The sequence below is a fragment of the bacterium genome, from assembly GCA_030530825.1.
Classification (GTDB): Bacteria; Patescibacteriota; Saccharimonadia; order Saccharimonadales; family Saccharimonadaceae; genus Nanogingivalis.
Map to the genome: position 1 here is coordinate 40,479 of JAUMUF010000001.1, position 17,448 is coordinate 57,926.

General features: G+C 40.2%; 19 protein-coding genes. 18 read left to right on the plus strand and 1 reads right to left on the minus strand.

The features are described from left to right. The first annotated feature begins 60 nt into the window (after positions 1–60). The 18 genes from Q4A21_00240 to Q4A21_00325 all read left to right on the plus strand — a co-directional run bounded on the left by Q4A21_00240 (position 61) and on the right by Q4A21_00325 (position 16,233). The gene (locus Q4A21_00240) at positions 61–552 is read left to right on the plus strand and encodes a hypothetical protein (GenBank protein MDO4901981.1); all 492 of its coding nucleotides are present in this window, start codon (positions 61–63) and stop codon (positions 550–552) included. 309 nt (positions 553–861) lie between these two features. After that, a complete protein-coding gene (locus Q4A21_00245; protein MDO4901982.1) occupies positions 862–1,833 on the plus strand; it encodes a hypothetical protein in 972 nt (323 codons plus the stop codon). Positions 1,834–1,913: 80 nt separating this feature from the next. Further along, positions 1,914–3,656, plus strand: a complete 1,743-nt coding sequence (gene dnaG, locus Q4A21_00250; GenBank protein ID MDO4901983.1) for a DNA primase — start codon at positions 1,914–1,916, stop codon at positions 3,654–3,656. Between the two features lie 13 nt (positions 3,657–3,669). Beyond that, positions 3,670–4,644 (plus strand): RNA polymerase sigma factor RpoD, encoded by a 975-nt coding sequence (rpoD, locus tag Q4A21_00255; GenBank protein ID MDO4901984.1) that lies wholly within the window; start codon positions 3,670–3,672, stop codon positions 4,642–4,644. A 24-nt stretch (positions 4,645–4,668) separates the two neighbouring features. Beyond that, positions 4,669–5,316 carry a hypothetical protein gene (locus tag Q4A21_00260; GenBank protein MDO4901985.1) on the plus strand — a complete coding sequence of 216 codons (648 nt, stop codon included), beginning with the start codon at positions 4,669–4,671 and terminating at the stop codon, positions 5,314–5,316. Positions 5,317–5,331: 15 nt separating this feature from the next. Further along, positions 5,332–5,838, plus strand: a complete 507-nt coding sequence (locus Q4A21_00265) for an HAD-IA family hydrolase (GenBank protein ID MDO4901986.1) — start codon at positions 5,332–5,334, stop codon at positions 5,836–5,838. After that, on the plus strand, positions 5,817–6,695 hold the full coding sequence (gene mutM, locus Q4A21_00270) for a DNA-formamidopyrimidine glycosylase (protein MDO4901987.1): 879 nt from the start codon (positions 5,817–5,819) through the stop codon (positions 6,693–6,695). Before Q4A21_00265 ends, mutM begins: the two co-directional genes overlap by 22 nt. After that, positions 6,695–7,651, plus strand: a complete 957-nt coding sequence (gene holA / locus Q4A21_00275) for a DNA polymerase III subunit delta (GenBank protein ID MDO4901988.1) — start codon at positions 6,695–6,697, stop codon at positions 7,649–7,651. The genes mutM and holA overlap by 1 nt, the downstream gene beginning before the upstream one ends. Positions 7,652–7,693: 42 nt before the next feature. Next, positions 7,694–9,919: a DNA translocase FtsK 4TM domain-containing protein gene (locus Q4A21_00280; protein ID MDO4901989.1), complete on the plus strand. Its 2,226-nt coding sequence runs from the start codon at positions 7,694–7,696 to the stop codon at positions 9,917–9,919. Positions 9,920–10,006: 87 nt separating this feature from the next. Continuing rightward, positions 10,007–10,531 carry a hypothetical protein gene (locus Q4A21_00285; GenBank protein MDO4901990.1) on the plus strand — a complete coding sequence of 175 codons (525 nt, stop codon included), beginning with the start codon at positions 10,007–10,009 and terminating at the stop codon, positions 10,529–10,531. Positions 10,532–10,636: 105 nt separating this feature from the next. Next, complete coding sequence (locus Q4A21_00290; protein MDO4901991.1) at positions 10,637–11,020, plus strand: DNA-binding protein; 384 nt, start codon at positions 10,637–10,639, stop codon at positions 11,018–11,020. Positions 11,021–11,124: 104 nt separating this feature from the next. Continuing rightward, positions 11,125–11,439, plus strand: coding sequence for a 30S ribosomal protein S6 (gene rpsF / locus Q4A21_00295; GenBank protein MDO4901992.1), 315 nt, complete (start codon positions 11,125–11,127; stop codon positions 11,437–11,439). Positions 11,440–11,466: 27 nt separating this feature from the next. Beyond that, complete coding sequence (gene ssb, locus Q4A21_00300) at positions 11,467–11,895, plus strand: single-stranded DNA-binding protein (protein ID MDO4901993.1); 429 nt, start codon at positions 11,467–11,469, stop codon at positions 11,893–11,895. Positions 11,896–11,907: 12 nt separating this feature from the next. After that, positions 11,908–12,108, plus strand: coding sequence for a 30S ribosomal protein S18 (rpsR, locus tag Q4A21_00305; protein ID MDO4901994.1), 201 nt, complete (start codon positions 11,908–11,910; stop codon positions 12,106–12,108). Between the two features lie 80 nt (positions 12,109–12,188). Continuing rightward, positions 12,189–12,749, plus strand: coding sequence for an elongation factor P (gene efp, locus Q4A21_00310; protein ID MDO4901995.1), 561 nt, complete (start codon positions 12,189–12,191; stop codon positions 12,747–12,749). A gap of 69 nt (positions 12,750–12,818) precedes the next feature. Then, on the plus strand, positions 12,819–14,540 hold the full coding sequence (locus Q4A21_00315; protein MDO4901996.1) for a serine hydrolase: 1,722 nt from the start codon (positions 12,819–12,821) through the stop codon (positions 14,538–14,540). Positions 14,541–14,553: 13 nt separating this feature from the next. Continuing rightward, positions 14,554–15,276, plus strand: a complete 723-nt coding sequence (locus tag Q4A21_00320) for a TlyA family RNA methyltransferase (protein MDO4901997.1) — start codon at positions 14,554–14,556, stop codon at positions 15,274–15,276. Between the two features lie 39 nt (positions 15,277–15,315). After that, entirely contained in the window at positions 15,316–16,233 is a 918-nt protein-coding gene (locus Q4A21_00325; protein MDO4901998.1) for a hypothetical protein, read from the plus strand. Positions 16,234–16,280: 47 nt separating this feature from the next. Here the strand turns inward: Q4A21_00325 and ychF are convergent, their stop codons facing one another. Continuing rightward, a complete protein-coding gene (ychF, locus tag Q4A21_00330) occupies positions 16,281–17,360 on the minus strand; it encodes a redox-regulated ATPase YchF (protein MDO4901999.1) in 1,080 nt (359 codons plus the stop codon). Positions 17,361–17,448: the final 88 nt, after the last annotated feature.

Genomic DNA, 17,448 nt, shown 5'->3' on the forward strand with positions numbered 1-17,448 from the left:
ACTTGACATATTTGTTAAAGTGTGATATATTTTATTTGAACTAAAAATTATAGGAGTTTTATGAAAAAATATATCACAGCAGCAATTATGGTTGCCAGTTTTGCTTTGGCCGTAAATTCATTTACGCCAATCAAAGCGTCTGCAACTGAAGTAATCGCAGAATCTAATATTTGTAAAGGTGGTCGAGGAGAAGATCATCCGAAAATCGCTGAATTTATCTTGTTTATAGAGCAGAATTCGAGCGACGAGGAGATTCTTGAAAAGCTTACAGAGTTATTTCAGCTCAATTATTACCACAGTTGTACTGAAGAGGAAGTAGATATTCTTCTTGAAAAGGCTAAATATCTTGTTGAACACATCAAAAAGAGCCGTGAAGATAAAAAGGCCGAAGAAGACAAGGCTATCGAAGATATGAAAAAAGATCTCGAAGAAGAGCAGAAGAAAATCGAAGAAGAAGAAAAGGCTCGAGAAAAGGCTCTAGAAGAGCAGGCAAATCAAAACAATAAAGATGAGAACAAATCTGAGGAGAAGCCTGAAGAAAAACCTGAATAAAAGCCTGAGGAAACTCAACCCGCTCCACAAAGCGATGAGCCTAAGCAGGAATTCCAGCCCCAATTCCTCAAGAAGATACAGCGGATCGTCCTGTAATCTCTGCGCCTCAGACAGCAATAATTGCGCCAAACACAGGCTTCGAAGTTAAAAATCCTATTTTGGAAATTATCAGTGCTTCTACGGTTTTGTCGCTGGCAACATTCTTCTTGATTAAAAGAAAATAATTACAAACAGCATAATCAGTCCGAGAAATGATCGGGCTGATTTTATTTGTAAAAAAATGCCAAAAATGATATAATGATAAGCAATATGAATCCACAAGATTATCAAAATCAGCCACAAAATCCTTATCCTACTGAACAAAATCCGCTTTCTCCTGTTCAGCCTGCTCCGCAGCAATTTTACGGCGCGCAACCACAAGGAGCCCAGCAGGTTCCGCAAGGTTTCACACAAGTTCAAAATCCGTATGTTCAACCGATGGCCCAAAATCCACAGTATCAACCTATTTATCAGGATTATAGCAAGCCGGCGGGTGGCTTTGAGCAGATTTCTAATATCCAAAATCAGCCGCAGGCACAACCTTACGCTCAGCCAATAAGCCCTCAAGAAACTAAACTGCCAGAGGTTGTTCCTGAGCAATATCGCGCAACCGTAAGTCAAAATATCGAGACTCAAAATCCATACACAGTCGACTATCTCGAGCGGATTGCTCCCAAGCAAGAAACACCATTCTGGACCAAGTGTAAAATGGCTTTGGCTGGCTTTCTTGGCGTGGCGCTTATTTTGGCGCTTGGAATTATGATTTTTGGCAGTCGTGGAGATGACGACAAGACGGCTACGCTTCGAATTTATTATAATCTAGAAGAAGCAAAATTGATCGCTAAAAAATATCAGCAAAAGATCAAGAATAGTGACCTCTCTGCTGATAATGCTGGAATTTCTTCGTCATTGACATCAGATCAGGAAGCAATTGAAAAATATATGGTAGACAAAAAAATGGCTGTGCCTAAGGCGAGCGAAAAGAAAAAGAGTCAGGTTGCCCAACAGGTCGCACAAGAATACTTGGAACTCGACAAAAAAATCGAAGATGCCCATTTGGCGGGCAGAATGGATGAGAATTACTCGCGAGAATTCGGTTATCAATTGGTCTTGATTAAAGATTTGATTTCAAAAAACGCTAAATCGGTTGGCAAAAAAAGTCGCGAAAAACTCGAGCCAATCATTAAAAACCTCGATGTAGCGATAACTAAATTTGATAATTTCTTAAAAAATTCGAAGTAATAAGAGTTTCCCTTGAAATTTCCAAATTAAAATTGGATCAGTGTTTTGATTTTTCTCTAAAAATTTGATAAAATGAGATTATGAATAACGCCGCAATGGATGAAATCCGCGCTCGCCTCAATATCGAGGATTTGGCGGCGGAATATCTTGAACTGCGCCGAGCGGGGCGGAATTTTAAGGCGCTTTCTCCTTGGACTAATGAGCGGACGCCTAGTTTTGTGGTCAGTCCGGAGAAGCAGATTTGGCACGATTTTTCCAGTGGGAAGGGTGGTGATATTTTTGGTTTCGTGATGGAATTTGAAGGGATGAATTTTCGTGAAGCGCTAGAATTTTTAGCCCGAAAAACAGGTGTGGAATTGCCAAGTTATGATGCGCAAAAAGCCAAACTTTTAGCAGAAAAAAAGCAAAGGCTCTACGAAATACTCAATATTGCTGCCAATTTTTATCAGCATTTTTTGGCGCGAACGCCAGAGGCTATGAAATATGTTTTCGAAAAGCGTAAGATGTCGCGCGAGATTGTTCGTGGTTTTAAGATTGGATATGCTCCAGAGAATGGGCGTGTTTTGACTGATTTTTTGCTTAAAAAAGGATTTTCGAAAAAGGAGATTGACGAGGCGGGGCTACTCAACCGCTTTGGTGGCGATATTTTTAGGGGTAGAATGGTGATTTCACTTCAAGATTTGAGCGGGGCACCGGTTGGATTTACTGGGCGGATTTTGAAAGATGAGCCTAACTCTCCTAAATATCTCAACACGCCACAGACGCTACTTTATGATAAATCTTCTAATGTTTTTGCGATTTCTCATGCTAAAAATGCTATCAGAAAGGCCGGCTTTGCAGTGGTGGTTGAGGGTAATATGGATGCGATTGCTTCACATCAGGCTGGCGTAGAGAATGTGGTCGCGACTGCTGGGACGGCGATGACAGTCCGGCATCTCAAGACGATTGCGCGGTTTTCAAGTGATATTCGCCTTTGCTTTGACGCGGATGATGCGGGTATTAAGGCTACTGAGCGCGCGATTACTTTAGCGCAGGAGGCTGGTGTTGAACTCTCTATTATCACTCTGGCAGATGCTGGGACTGACGCTAAAGATCCGGATGAATTGATCCAGAGAGATGCTGAAAAATGGAAAAATCTTCTTTCGAAGAGTAAGCCGGCTGTGGACTGGGTTTTTGATCAGTATGAAAAGAGGCTCGACATTTCAACCGCCTCCGGTAAGCGGCAGTTTTCCACAATTGCGCTTAAACTTGTGGAAAACTTGGGTGATCCTGTGGAAAAAGAGCATTATTTGAATGAAATCTCTCGCCGAAGCGGTATTTCTCGAGAAGCACTTTTGGCAAAAAATGATGTTTCAAAGCCCAAACCTGAGCCTAAAAAGCGCCCCGTTAAGATTTCAAAAATTGAAAACCCGATCAAAGATGAATTCTTGTATGAAGACGACCTACTCGCGCTGGCGATTTCTCTGCCGGAACTCCGACCTAAATTAGCAGAAATCCCAGATGAATCGCTTCATTCTGAAGAAAAAAATCAGATTCTTCAAATATTAAAGCAAAATTCGCAAGATGATTTGAAAAATTTCGATAATTATGTTAAAATTTTACTATTGAAAGCAGATGAACGGCTCGGCGGCATTAAAGAAAGTGCAGCCTCGGAAATGGAGCGTTTGGTGGACAAAGTTAAAACTCAAAATTTACAAAAACGCAAAGAATCGCTTGATGCTCAACTCGAAGAAGCCGAAATTCAAGGAGATGATGCGGCGAAGATGGCGATTTTGGCAGAAATTATCAAATTAAACAAGGAGTTAAAGAGTGGCAAAAAATGATTTACCGGAAGAAGTGTTGAATGATGCGGGCGTAGTTGACGCGACTGTTGGAATTGATGACCTAGAAGAGCCGGATATTGTTGATCTCGAAAATGAAGAAGATGATCTGACTGATGAAGATTTGTTAAGTGGAAATTACACTGACGATATTTCTGACGACTCTGTGCGGATGTATTTGCGCGAAATTGGTAAAATCCCACTTCTTGATCAGGATGAAGAAGAAAAGTTGGCACTCAAAGCGATGGAAGGTGACCAAAAGGCTAAAAATAAAATGGCGGAAGCCAACATGCGCCTTGTTGTGTCGATTGCCAAGCGCTACTCAGGTAGAGGTATGGAATTGCTCGATTTGATCCAAGAGGGAAATACTGGACTTCTTCGTGCGGTGGATAAATTTGACCCAAGCAAGGGCTTCAAGTTTTCAACTTATGCGACTTGGTGGATTCGTCAAGCCATCACTCGTGCGATCGCGGATCAGGCAAGAACAATCAGGATCCCTGTTCATATGGTTGAAACCATCAATAAGTTGATGCGCGCGCAAAGGCGTTTGACTCAAGAGCTCAATCGCGAGCCGACAGCTGAGGAGTTGGCTAAAGAAATGGATATGGAGCCAGAAAAAATCGAGCATATATTCAAGATTAAGCAAGATATAACTTCTCTCGATGCTGGTATTGGCAAAGATGGAGAAGAGGGTGAAGATTCGACTCTGGGTGATTTTATCGAAGATGAAGACACCGCTACTCCAGAAGAATCCGCCACAATGCAACTTCTCAAAGATCAAGTTAAAGAGATCTTGTCTAGCCTCAGCGATCGCGAGCAAAAGATCATTAAAATGCGCTTTGGTCTTGATGGCACTAAGGCTCACACTTTAGAAGAAGTTGGTCTGGAGTTTGCGGTTACTCGTGAGCGTATCCGTCAGATCGAGGCCAAGGCTCTGCTCAAACTTCGCAAGCATAAAGATTCGAAGAAATTACACGAATATTTGGATTAATAAAGGGTTGGGAGAAGGAATTTTATGAAAGAAAAAATTATCAGACTTGCGCCAATTTTGTTGATTATTGCGATTGCGATTTTCTCGATTGCGTTGATTGTTAGCCTTGGTCGAATGATGTTTGGCGGCGATGGCGAGCAGACTCAGCAAGAAACTTCGACCGAAGTTAAGGATGAGAGTGTCGAGCAACTTCTTAAAAATGAAGAAGGAAGAAGTGTTAAAATGACCGTTCGTGGTCCAATCACTGCACGAGAAGACTCAAAATATTATACAGTTGATGTCAGCAATTCCGCTCGAAGTCTCAAAACTTACAAAGGCTATCAATTTACTGATGTTATTGATAAACTTGACCTTCCTAATGATGCCAAGGCTTATGATGAGTTTATCTTTGCGCTTAATAAAGCCAATATGATGAAGGGCAAGCAATTTGTGGGCGAGGCTGATGATCTGCGTGGTGTTTGCGCAACGGGCCATGTTTATGATTTTGCTATTTTGAAGGATGGCGAAGTTAAAAAACATCTCTGGACTTCAACTTGTGAAGGTGCTAAAGGATCGCTTGCGGCCAATAAAGACCAACTTCAAAATCTATTTATTTCGCAAATCCCTAATAACGCTCAAATTGTCAAAGATCTCGGTGTCGAGAAAAAGCGCGGCGGAGTTTTTGGCCTTTAATCTAAGGGAGATGCTTTGAAGGGTGTTGATAATTTCGAAAATATTGGCGAGTTCACTTCGAGCGCGCCAAATTTTCTTGTGGATATTTATGGTGTGCTTTTAATACCTAAAAGAGAAGTTGCGGACACTGCTGAAATCTTTCAAAATCCGCTCGAAATCAATCATCATTTGCTTGAATTTTTGAAACAAAAAAGGCATAATGGCTCCAAAATTGCAATAATTTCAAATGTCGCACAATATCAATTCGAGAAAGAATTTTGGAGCAGATTAACAGATTTGGAGCAGGGAATATTCGATCAGATTATTTTAAGTGGAAATGAGGGAGTTTCCAAGCCGAACCCAAAAATCTTCCAAATCGCCCTTGAAAGATTGAGTGAAATTCCAGAAAATTGTGTCCTTGTCGACGATTCGCCAACCAATGTCGAAGTTGCGCGCAGGCTCGGAATGGGTGGAATCATTTATCAAAATTTTAACCAATTTGAACAAGAAATGGAGGAATTATGCCAGAATTGCCAGAGGTAGAAACAGTTGTTCGCGGTTTGAATCGCTTAATTTTGAAGAAAAAAGTTGCTCGCGTGAGTCACGACTGGGCGAAGAGTTTTCCAAATTCCGCCCGCGAGGTTGAAGAATTTTTGATTGGCGCGCGGATTTTGAGTGTTCGCCGCCGAGCAAAAGTGATTGTGATTGATCTTGACAGCAATTATTCGCTCGTCGGCCACCTTAAAATGACCGGTCAAATGGTTTATCGTGGCGAAGAAAACTGGGGCGCGGGTCATCCGAATGATGATTTTCTGGCGGAACTACCCAACAAATCTACGCGTGTCGAAATTATTTTTGAAGACGGCTCGAAATTATTCTTCAACGATCAGCGCAAATTTGGCTGGCTCAAACTCGTGCCAACCCCAGAGGTCGAAGAAATTCCGTTTTTCCAAACCGTTGGCCCTGAGCCGCTCGAAGACGATTTTACCTTCGAGGATTTTTTGCCAAGATTTGCGCGCCGTCAAAATGCCAAAATCAAGCCGACAATTCTTGATCAAAAAGTCATCGCCGGCGTCGGAAATATTTACGCCGACGAGAGTTTGTGGCGGGCAAAAATTCATCCCGAAACGCGAGTTGGCGATTTGACGCGCGAGGATTTTGAAAATCTTTACGAAGCGATTCGATTTGTGATGAAATTATCGATCGAAAAGGGCGGTTCGACCGATAAAAATTATGTCAAAGCCGACGGCTCGCGCGGAAATTACCTCGACTGCGCAGCGGTGTTTCGAAAAGAAAAAACGCCGTGCCAGCGATGCGGTGAAATAATCGTCAAAACCAAAGTCGGCGGCCGCGGCACGCATTTTTGCCCGAGTTGTCAGATTATAAGAGGTAAAAAATAATGCTTGGCGGAAAAATCACCGTTCTTTATGGTGAGAACTCTTTTGAAAGAAGCGCAAAATTAGCGGAGATGCGTATACGAGCCGTTGAGGCTGGCTTCGAGACTGAAAAAGTTGACCCTGATGATTTAGCGCCATCTGATTTTGTCTCAAGGATTGCGAGCGTGAGTTTGTTTAGTGAAAAACGATTGATTATTGTGCGGGGACTTAGTGATAACGTTGCTATTTGGAACGCGCTGGATAAGATTTTGCCACAAATTTCGAGCGATGTTCACCTCTGTTTGGTTGAGGAAAAAATCGACAAGCGGAGTAGTTTTTATAAGAATTTTAGCAAAACTGTAGATTTTTTGGAGTTTAAAAAATTGGATAAAAAATCTGCTGGTGATTTGGCAGAATTTGCTCGGAAATTGGCAAAGAACCTTGATGGAAATTTGGCTCTTTCTGATGCTAAATTCTTGATAGAATGGGTTGGCGCAGATGAGTGGGCTATCAAGGTGGCGGTTGAGCGGTTGGCGATTTTGGGCGATTTTTCTCGCTCGGCAATTGAAAAATACATACCGCAAAATCTTGAGGCTAATACTTTTGCTATTTTTGAGATGAGTCTAAAGGGCCAGAATGAGCAAGTTTTGGCGGAAATCACCAAGATGAAGATTGCTGGCGGAACAGATGCTGGGTATCAATTTTTAGCACTTTTGACTTCGCAATTATTTAATTTAACGGCGCTAAAATTGGGTAGAAGTTCTGGCGTAACCACTGCGCAAATTGCTAAAGAAATCGGTGCTAACGCTTGGGCTTTAGGTAAAATGGAACAACTCGCCAGCCAATTTAACAGAGAAGATCTTGCTAAAATCGCAGAGATTCTGGCTGAAGCAGACCAACTTTCCAAATCTTCTGGCGCAGATATTTGGGACTTGATTGAGGGGGCTTTATTGGAGATTGGTTCCAAAAATCAGACTTAAGACTTTCAAGATACGGCAAAATATGATATAATAAAACCACTTATGGCTAAAAAATCTACCAAAAAATCAACTAAATCTAAGTCTGCTCCAGCGCGCGCACCGATGTTGCCTGCTGGGTTTTGGGAGCAAGTTTTTGCTGTGTTCTTGGGGATTTTTAGCCTGTTTCTGGTAATGGCGTGGTTTGGCATTGGCGGTCAAGCGATGGCGGTGATACATAGCGGCATCCAGACTTTTATGGGATGGGCGGTTTTCTTTTTGCCGTTTGTGCTGATTTTTTTGAGCGTGGAGATTTTTCGAGATGAGAAAAATAAGTTGCCGTATGGCAAGGCAGTTGCGTTCTTCTTTGCGCTGATATTTATCGCGTCTTTCTTTGGTCTTTTTAAGGGGAGAAGTGGAGTGGCTTTTGGTGGAATGCTTGGCTCGTTCACTAATAATTTTGCTCTCCAGATCGTCAATCCGTTTGTTGCGGGGATTGTTTATCTGTTTGCGGCAACTACAATTATTTTTGCAATTTTTGGTATTATGCCGATTGATGCTATTAAAAAAATTGGCGAAATGCTAAAAACGGCTGATTTTGAAAAGTCAGAAAAGGGCAATAAAAAAGTTCTGGAAGCGCTTAAAATTGATAAAAACCAAGATATGGTTGATGAAATCTCTGATGAAGGTCAGAAGATTAAGTTAAATGCGGGCGTGGAGATTTTGGGTGAGCCCGAAAAACCGCTTTCGAGAAGAGAAAAGCGTGCCTTGATTGTGCGAAAGCAAAAAGAAGATATTGGAGAAAAGGAATCGGACGCAGAGAGAGCGCCTTCGAATATAGATGATTCTAACTGGAAACTGCCAGAGATTGGTTTGCTAAGTCGAGATCAAAGTCCGGCCGACGCTGGTGATATTGATGGAAATGCGCGCAAAATCCGCGAGACTTTTGCTGAATTTGATATCAGTGTCGAGATGGAAGCCGCCAATGTTGGTCCGCGTATCACGCAATATACTTTACGACCTCCACGCGGGGTCAAATTGAGCCGCTTTAATGGCTTCGAAGATAATCTTCGCTCGGCTTTGGCTGTTGAAACTGTGCGTGTTGAAGCGCCAGTTCCGGGTAAGAGCGTTGTTGGTATTGAGGTTCCCAATAAAAGGGCTGCAACTGTGCGCCTTGCTAATATCTTAGAAAGTAAGGAGTGGAAAAAGTCTCACGGACCGCTAACTTTTGCTGTTGGAAAAGATATTTCGGGCGAAACTATCGTTGGCGACCTCGCTAAAATGCCGCATCTTTTGATTGCTGGAACGACCGGTTCTGGTAAGTCTGTGATGATGAATACTCTTTTAACGTCGCTTCTTTATCGCAATAGTCCTGCGCAACTTCGGTTAATTCTTGTTGACCCAAAGCAGGTCGAAATGGCGCCGTATGAAGACATTCCTCATCTTTTGACCCCCGTTATTCAGGATCCGACCAAGACAGTTTCTGCTTTAAAATGGGCGGTCAATGAAATGGAGCGTCGATATTCTATTTTGGCGGAAAAGAAAATTCGAAATATCGAAAGTTACAATAAAACCGTTAAGGCTATTTCGGAAGAAGAGCGAGAAGAGTCTGGCGAAGAATCAATGCCATACATCGTGATCGTGATCGATGAGTTGGCGGATTTGATGATGGTGGCAAGTAAGGACGCCGAGGCTTTGATTGTGCGAATTGCCCAAAAGGCGCGGGCGGTTGGCATCCACTTGGTGCTTGCAACACAGAAGCCAGTTGTTTCTGTTGTGACTGGATTGATTAAAGGAAACGTGCCGAGCCGAATTTCTTTCAAATTGCCATCGAACTCCGATTCCCGAACAATTCTTGATCGCGGTGGTGCGGAAAAATTGCTCGGTCAGGGTGATATGCTTTATTTCCCTAACGGTGCGCCAGATCCTAAGCGTGCGCAAGGAGTATTTTTACAAGATGAAGAAGTTAATGCTGTGATGAATTATCTCAGGCTTCAATCTCCTCCACGCTATAACGACGACATTATTAGTCAGCCTGTTAATATAAATAACGGCGGAGTAGTGATGGGTGAAGGTTCTTCTTCCATGGATGAAACTTTCCGTCAGGCTGTTGAGATTGCTATTCGGCAGGGTAATATCTCGACAAGCCTTCTTCAACGCAAAATGCGAATTGGCTACGGCCGTGCTGCAACCATTGTTGACCAAATGGAAGAGCGTGGAATTGTCGGTCCAAGCCCAGGCGGTTCAAAACCACGAGAAGTTTTGATTTCGAGTTTAGAGGAAATAGAATAAAAGTCAGATTATGGCTTTTATTTTTTGATGAAATGTTGTTTATCTATTGACTTGACCGTTTTTTTTTTTTTTTGATATAATTTCGATATGAAAAAAGTCAAGGATATTTTACTGAATATATTTATCGGCGCTATTTACTCAATTCCTATCGTTATTTTATTTTTGGGAGTTGCTTCTGTTGTCGTAGCTGTAATTTCTGGAGGCTCTGGGAAACTTGATAGTGATACGGCTACGAATAGAGTTACTAACAATAGCTTTAACTGCTATAAAGAAATAATACACTTCAAGACAGAAGAGACCGATGATTATGATAGCGAAGAAACCTATGATGAATCTCTTGATGGCGAGGAGCATTCTCGAGAAATCGTTCAAGAAGGAGAAGATGGCGAAAAAGAGATATGTAAAGGCGATGACGGAAGGGTTGAAGAGCATATCGTACAAGAGCCAGTCAATCAAATTGTTGAAATCAAAAAATATGAATATGTTGAGCCCGATTACTACGAAGAAGAAAGTAGGGTTGGTGCTATATGTATGGACGGATGGCATAGCTATGCTACAGGAAGAGGCGCTTGCTCTTGGCATGGAGGAGTTAATTATTGGCTTTACGAGTAGGTGATTTTGCAAATTTAAAAAGTGAAGGGATTATTTATGAAAAGGCTATAAAAAAGTACAGCAAGACTGAAAATAATTTTTAATATATTAAGAAGGAGTGTTTGAATGGCTATAAAATTTAAAGCGGTTTCTCTACCAAATCCAACAAATAAAGAGGTGGGAAATAAATTTTATCCGCGGGCGATAAGTTCTGGAATGGTTGGCTTGAAGGAGATTGCTGGGAGGATTTCGAGCAAGTCTACCACAGTTTCGGATATTGATACGTATGCGGTTTTGATGGCTTTAACTAAGGAGTTGGGCAAGGCGATCCACGATGGTGAAACTGTTCATCTTGGTGATTTGGGGTATTTTCATATAACTCTCAAAGGTACGGGCGAAATTGATGAAAAGAAAGTTTCAGCTTCAAATATCGAAAAGGCAAATTTGCGGTTTGTTGCAGGGCGAGATATTGAAGCAAGTTTAAAGACAGCAAAGTTTGAAAAGATTTAGTTATTGGACCCGAGAATCTTGCTTTTTTCTTCGAAATTTGCTATAATTGAAAATGAATATTAACTCAGCCTGTTGAAAAAATAGGCTTTAACCAAAGGAGTAAAATGAAGAATTACGAACTTACAGTTCTCATTCACCCTGACCTCGAGAGCGATCTTGAAAAGGCGCTTGATAAGGTTCGAAATTTGATCTCTTCTAACGGCGGTGAGATTTCGAAAGAAGATAACTGGGGCAAGAAAAAACTTGCTTACAAAATCAAGGGTGAAGATTTTGCTGTGTACGTAGCAATGGAAGTTGCGCTTCCTGCTCAAGCACCACAAAAAATCAGCAACACCTTGAACATTACTGACGAAGTTTTGCGATACTTGTTGGTCAAGGCAGAAGACCGACCAGAAGTTGAGACAGCAGAAGAGAAATAATAATTTAGGAACGGATAGGGAGATAATATGGCATTCAATAAAGTAATTTTGATGGGAAATTTGACTCGCGACCCTGAACTTCGAGCAACTTCGAGCGGTTCAAGCGTGGCAAGTTTCTCTCTAGCAGTTACTCGAAACTGGAATAATGCTCAAGGTGAGCGCCAAGAAGAAACCAGTTTCATTGATTGTGAAGCGTGGGGAAGGGCTGGTGAGAATATCGCTAAATATGTCCAAAAAGGTCGCCAACTTCTTGTGAGCGGACGCCTTCGACAAGATACTTGGCAGGACAAAGACACCGGCAAAAATCGAAGCACCCTTCGAGTTGTTGTTGAAGAATTCTCATTCGTATCTGATGGTAATCGTGGCGGCGGATCTGCTCCGCAAACCGGCGGAAACGAGCCAACTGTAGAGCCTATCAGCGACGATCCAATTGATCTATCCGATATCCCATTCTAATAAGGAGTAAAAATGGCTAAACGATTCAAAAAAGAAGTTCCAGCGTTTTTCGACTACCGAGATGTTAAAACTCTTCAAAAATTTGTTAACATCTACGGCCAGATCGAGCCTGCAACAAAAACAGGTCTTAGCGCTAAGCAGCAACGACAATTGACTGTTGCTATCAAGCGCGCAAGGCATTTGGCGCTACTTGCTTTTGTGGCTAACGCTTAATAAATTCGAAGTTCCTCGCTTGGCTTGTTCTGGCGAGGAATTTTATAAAATGAATAAAATTATTTTCAAAAAGGAGAAAAATGTATAGTCCAACAGATTTGAAAAAGGGCGTGGTTTTCCAGATGGATGGCGCGCCTTACAAGGTGGTTGAGTATAACCAAAAAGTTGTCGGCCGCGGCGGAAGTATCGTCAGCCTTAAAGTTAAAAACTTGATTACGGGTGCACTTTTACCAAAGACTTTTAAGGGCCAAGATAAGGTTGAACCTGCGGATGTTTCGCATAAAAAAGTTCAATATCTTTACAATGATGGCGAATCTTTCTATTTTATGGATCCGGAAACATTCGAGCAGTTTGAACTTTCTAAAGATATTATTGATGAGGCGGCTGGATTTTTGAAAGAAGGTGAGGATTTGAATCTTCAATTCTTTGATGGAAAGGTTATCAATATTGAACTTCCAAAGAATGTATGGCTCACCGTGACTTATACCGAGAATGTGGTTAAGGGTGACACCACGTCGAGCGTTCTTAAAGATGCTGAACTCGAAACTGGTATCACTGTTAAGGTGCCTGCTTTTATTAAAGAAGGTGACGTGATCTCTGTCGATACTGCTACCGGTGAATACCGCGAGCGCCAAAAGTAGTCTACAGTATCGCCTCGAAAGGGGCGATTTTTGTTGGACTTTTATTGTGCAAAATGTTATAATGTGCTTATGGTTGAAGGCAAACTCTCGCGACGAGAAAAAGTTTTACGCTTTAAGAGAAAATTGAGAAGAAAACACCTTGTTTGGATCGTTCCAGTTGTTGGTGTTTTTATTTTGGTGCTTGTTCAAATTTTTTATCCAGCCAATTTAGCCCGCCCATTGATTAAATTCAATGAACAAAACATCGGTTTTATTTCTCGAGCAGAAATTTCTGATAAGATACAAAAAGTTTCGCAAGATGCTAAATTTATTTTTGAGTTGGATGGTCAGAGTGAAGAAATCGATTTATATCAGATCGGTGGAAGGATTGATGAAGGTAGTGTTGTAAAAAATATTTTTGACTATAAATTTATAGATAGGCTCGTTCCGTTTTCGATAGTTCACTCTAAGAACATCGACCAACTCGCTCTTAAATTTGATGAAAAAGAGTTGAACAAATTTATTGAACAATACTCCAATAAACATAAAATCGAAGTAAAAAATGCTTCAATTTCTATAGCAAGTAGCGGTGATATAGTTGCGTCTCAGGGTGTTGATGGAAGAGAGATTAAAAAACAAGAACTTAAAAAAGTGATTGCTTCACAGAATAAAAAACTTCGAACAAAAAATTTACTCAATGTTCCATTTGAAAATAAAAAATCTACAGGCGGAGAAGATGTTTTATCTATTAAAAAAATAATAGAGAGTAAAATTTTGCGAGGACTTAGAGTTTCTTATAATCAAAATTATTATTTTATACAAAGGAATAAATTAGCGACTTTTATACTAATCTCCAATAATGATAACCAGATCAAATTGTCGGTTAATGAAGAAAATGCTAAAAATTATATAAATGAATTGAATAAAAATTTTGAAATACCCGCACAAGATACTACTGTGAATATTGTTGATGGTAGGGAAGTTTCTAGAGAGGGTGGCAAAGACGGTAAAAGAGTTTCTTATGTTAATTTTAAGGCTGATTTAGAAAAATTTCTTCAAAATCAAGATGCTGAAAACTACATCTTGCTTAATTCCGAAAACGTAAGTCCAAGCGAAAATAAGAAATTTTCATACACCAACACCCAAGAAGGTTTAAGGGCAAAAGTTAATGATATAGGCAAGAGATATGATGTTAGAATTGCCGTAAGACAGTTAAATGGTTCGGGTTGGAGTGCCGGCTATCGAGAGAATGAATCCACCCCGTCTGCATCAACGTATAAACTTTACGTTGCTCTTAAACTCTTTGATGAGATGAAAAGGTCTGGTGCTAATTGGGATAGCCAAATTTTAGGCACGAGTTATCGAGATTGCTTCAATCAAATGATCGTTATATCTACCAACGCTTGCGCTGAAGAGTGGATACGTCAATTTGGAAGGAGCAACATTAATAACTATATCTACAGTCTCGGAATCAGTAATCAGACTACATTTACCTCTTATGATGCCACAAGAACAACGGCAGGAGACTTGGTCCGGGTTGTCTCTGGCGTTTACGAAGGGAGGATGGCCAGTGGAGAATATCGTGATTTTTTGCTTCGGCATATGGCAAGGCAGATTCATAGAAAGGGCATCCCATCTGGAGCGGTTGGTCGTGTTTATGATAAGGTTGGTTTCTTGTGGGATTATGTTCATGATACTGGCGTAATTGAGCATCCACGCGGAACTTATGCTTTAGCCGTGATGACAAAAGGCTCTAATTACGCAACAATTGCGCAAATAACGCGTGAATTAGAAGAATTCATGTATCCGTGATATAATATTATTTATGAAAATTCGCTTAGATAATATGTTGGTTGAGAAAAACTTGGTTGAGACTAGATCTCAGGCGGAGAATTATATTAGACTCGGGAAAGTTGCAGTTAATGGCAAGACGCAGAATAAGCCGGGGTTTTTTGTATCTCCAGAAGTAGAATTAAAGATAGAACAAGAGAATAGGTATGTTTCTCGAGCGGGGATGAAGTTGGAGAGTGTTTCGAAAATCTTGAAGTTGAATTTTAGGGGTAAAATTGTTTTGGATGTAGGCTCTTCTACTGGAGGATTCACAGATTTTGCGCTTCAAAATGGAGCAGAAAAAGTCATTGCTGTTGATGTTGGAACTGATCAAATGCATCCAAAATTGCGCTTGAATAAAAAAGTTGAACTTCACGAAAAAACAGATATAAGAAATTTCTTCACTGAACAAAAAATTGATACAGTATTAATAGACGTGAGTTTCATATCGCTTAAAGAGATTCTTCCAAGTGTGCTAAAAATTGCGCCAAAGTCACAAATTGTTGCGATGGTTAAACCGCAATTCGAAGCAGGGAAAAATGGCACAATTAATGGTATTGTTAAAAATAACGCCTTTCGGAGAAAGATTCTGCAAGACTTTGAATTTTGGTGTCGAACAAATAATTTGTTCATAATTGCCAAACGCGACAGTGAGATTAAAGGTGCTAAAGGTAATACGGAAAAATTCTATTTACTAAAAAATAAAAATTTGCTATAATACAGTTGTATATCAAATAGTAATTTAAAAAGGAGTTTTATGATATCATTAATAATGATGATCATTACGATTATTGGAACATCTTTCTTATTCTCGTTTTTGGATCAAGTGCTAAATACAAGTGTAAAAGGATTTTCTATTTTTATTATTGTTCCTATTGGGGCTATGCTTTTTGGATTCTTGGCAGTTTCGGGTATGGCTATTGGTAGAAGAATATCTAAGGCTAGAATAAGGAAATTTTATATATTAACTGCTATGATTGCTGGATTCTTAGCTTTCTTTGTATCTATGGGGGTTGATTATTGGAAGTTTCGTCAAGAGACGCAAAGTAAATTCTATGCACAGATTAAAGAAAATGTTGGTGAATTGAGTGAAGAAGATAAGAATAATGCAGAAAAATTATTTAATGAAAAAATTAATTTTTCGACATATTTTAAAGATATTTATGAGAATACAACAGTCAGTATATCGTCTCGCAGAGGCAGGAAATCCACGGAGATTAATGATCCTATAATGAGTATATTCTCTTTCTGGTCTACAGTCATAGGTTCTGCTATAGGTGGAATGATCTTAGCTAAAGTTGATATTGGAGAGAGAACAAAAAATGCCAAAACTAAACGATATCAAGATCTTAAATTTAAGAAAAACTTTGATTTTAGTGAATTTCAGAATGCTAAATCCATAATTGAAGGCAAAGATCCTGTAGGTCAGTTTATCGAGTATGTATCTTCTAGAAATTCAGAAGAATCTAAGAATGAAAATAAGTCTCATATTGTTTTAAGAGTTCTTTCTGATAGGATTGAGGGGATTGGTGAGATAGTTGTTGAGAAGGTTGAGGTTATTTCATCGAACGATTCAAAAACTAATCGCGAAAAATTATCAGTAGATGTTTCTAGCGAAGGTATCTCAAAAATAGTACAGTCTTTGAAGGATATCGGGTTAAAAGAAAAATTTTAATATGTAAAAACCACCTAATTTTAGGTGGTTTTTAATGTATAAAAATTTTATACATTAAAGCGGAACTCTGCAACATCGTCTGGCGACATTACATAGTCTTTGCCTTCTGTGCGGATTTTGCCTGCTGCCTTTGCTGCTTGCTCGCTGCCGAATTCTACTAAGTCATTGTAGTTAATGATCTGGGCAGCAATAAAGCCTCTCTCGAAGTCTGTATGAATGACTCCCGCGGCCTGTGGTGCCGTCCAGCCTTTTTTGATTGTCCAAGCGTGAACCTCTTTTGGTCCTGCCGTCATATAACTCTGTAGTCCTAGAGTGTTGTATGCCGCATGAATCATCTGATCGAGGCCAGTTTCTTTAACTCCGTAACTTTCAAGAAGTTCTTGGGCATCAGACTGATCCAATCTTTTAATCTCTTCCTCTAGTTTGGCGCACACAAAAATTGATTTAGACGGCAAAACCATTTGTGAGAGTTCTGCTTTTTTCTCTTCGTTAGAGAGAGTGTCTTCATCAACATTGAAGGCGTAAATTACCGGCTTTGCAGTAAGAAGATGCAGATCTGCGATTGCCTCGAGATCGAGGTCTTCGATTTCAAAAAGAGGTTTGCCCGATTGAAGTTGAGTAAATAATTTGTTCAAATACTCAAGACTGTCGCGGACTTTGGGGTTGGCTTTGGCTTCTTTTTGAAGTCGTGGGAGTCGGTTTTCTATGGTCTGTATGTCTGCTAGTATTAACTCTGTATTGATAATCTCGATGTCGTTTTTTGGGTTAACGGCGCCACCGTCGTGACGCAATATTTCTGAGTTTTCAAAAGCACGGACAATATGCACTATCGCATCACACTGGCGAATATTAGCCAAGAATTTATTTCCTAAGCCTTCTCCTTTCGAAGCGCCAGCTACAAGTCCTGCGATATCTACAAAGGTCACAGTTGCTGGGATTATTTTTTGCGAACTATAAATTTCTGCCAATTTATTAAGCCTAGGATCTGGCACTGGCACAATTCCGGTGTTTGGCTCGATGGTGGCAAAAGGGTAATTAGCCGCCAAAATATCAGCGTTGGTCAAAGCATTGAACAGGGTGGACTTACCTACATTGGGTAGTCCGACAATTCCGATAGATAAACTCATATTTCTCCTTTATAAATTCTTTTAATATTTTAACATATTTTTTCAAAAATAAAACACTTGAAAAATACATCACGTTTATGTTAAAATA